We start from the raw sequence: 1,906 nt of genomic DNA on the forward strand, positions 1-1,906 counted from the left end.
GGCCGGCTCCGGCGCTTCGCTGCCGAAGGGGCCCATCTGCTTGGCGCTGAAGGCATAGGGGCTGTTCCTGTCGAGGTAGCCGAAGAAAGGGACCAGTAGGGCGGCCAAGAAGAGCAGGGTGACGCCAAGGCTCTTGTTCCATGTATCGCGGCCGATCGGCCCTTCAGTACGCAACGCCCGGATGTAGGTGAAGCCGATCGGAACGTGCAGCAGGATTGCGGCGAGGAAACCGGGGCTGTACTTACTGCGGGCGAGGGCGGGAAGGACAATCCCGTGGTCGACCGCTTGAGCGATGCCGAACAACATCGGCGGCAGCCCCAACCACTTGACTCCGGGAAAGACGATCGGCGCGACGTAGAACGGATAGGCGAGAGCAGTGTTGATGCACAGTGACGATTGCCTATTGAGCGGATAGTTGAGCGGTTGGTCGCTCCTCATTACGCGAGCGTTGGTATGACCGGGAAAGAAGCCGGGGTCGACGTACTCCTCGTATTGATGGACGGCCAACGCGAGCATGTTCATCACCGACAGAGCACGCAGATTAGTCAGCTTCTTCCGCCCGCCCAACACACTCGCCCCTGCGAGCACCATCGCCAGCAGCGCGCCCACGCGGGGCCATTCCTTGCGGTAAACGTCGAACGCCGTCGTATTCATCGCCGCCTCCATTTTCCACTGCCGTCGTTTGGCCTACTACCCACGAATCGAGTTCTGCGAGCGAGCGCTCTTCGCGCACAATTGTGCCCCGCTTCGCCGGGATGCCAGGAAAGATGCAGCTTAACAACTAAAACGGCGATGATGCGCCCGGACAGTGCGTGGGCCCAGGCACACTCGGCGGCTAGAAATTCAGCCCGGAGAACATGACCCGGCCGGGATCATATTTCTGCCGTACGGCGCTCAGCTGGGATAGATTCGGGCCGAAGTAGCGCGACGGCGGCTGGTTTGCCTCGAGATAGTTCACATAGCCGCCGACCGAATACGGTTGCACCGCTTGGTGTGCCGTGTTGAGCCAGCTGGTCGCTGCCGACGGGGAATCCGTTTCGACGTACCACTGCACCAGCGCGGAATGCCTGCGCCACGGAAATGCGGTGGCCCCCGGCGCCACAGTGGCGAGGGCGCCGTCGAGGGCGTGCATGATCGCAATCATGCGGCCCGCCCCACGAGGAAAGGCGTTGACCGCTGCGGCGATGCCCTGCGCTGCGCCTGCGTTGATGGTCGGAAAAACATCGGATCCGCCGACGTATCCGAGCGGCGTCGGGTTCAGATTGTTGACGGCCAGATACTTCACCAGGTCCAAATAGTTGAACGTGTGGTTGTCGGTCCTGGTCGGTTCCATTCCGACGGCTGAGGTGATGGCGCTCGCCACGCTGTTACCCGACCCGGCCGGGCAGGTCGCCATGATGCGGCAGTGCGTACCCATGGCGTCGGTAGTGCTGTCCGCCAGTGCCCAGCTGCTTCGGTCGGCGGTGCGCAGCCAGTTCTGCCAACCCACGAGGACCTGCGCGAACGACTGCCGCGGGTAATTGAGGTTCACGACGTCGACGTCTGAGGTGGGGAACGTGGCAAAGGTCAGCGAGGTTGTCACACCGAAGTTGCCGCCACCGCCGCCACGCAACGCCCAGAGCAAATCGGGGTGGCTGGCGGCGGACGCGGTGACCGCCTGGCCGCCGGGCAACACCACCGTCGCCGACGTCAGCGCGTCGCTGAGCAGGCCCGCGTGCCGGGACTGGGCGCCCAGCCCGCCGCCGAGGGCGTGCCCCGCGGCACCGACGGACGGGCAGGTACCCGTCGGGATGCCCCGGCCGGCCGCGGCCAGCGCCTGGTGCAGTTCATACAGGCTGGTCGCCGGCGTCGCTGTGACCCGCCCGCTGGCGGCGTCGTAGTTGATTCCGCCGGGCAGCTGACGCAG

The 1,906-nt window shown here is 65.0% G+C and carries 2 protein-coding genes; both read right to left on the reverse strand.

Going from position 1 to position 1,906, the window contains the following annotated elements:
• Nucleotides 1-654, reverse strand: a 654-nt coding sequence (locus ACRDU5_RS15680) for an HXXEE domain-containing protein (RefSeq protein ID WP_526615541.1), incomplete at its 3' end; no start/stop codon positions are given.
• Nucleotides 655-835: 181 nt separating this feature from the next.
• Nucleotides 836-1,906 (reverse strand): FAD-binding protein (locus ACRDU5_RS15685; RefSeq protein WP_526615543.1); only part of this gene is annotated, 1,071 nt, incomplete at its 5' end.

It is taken from the genome of Mycobacterium sp. (assembly GCF_050701515.1).
Classification (GTDB): domain Bacteria; phylum Actinomycetota; class Actinomycetes; order Mycobacteriales; family Mycobacteriaceae; genus Mycobacterium.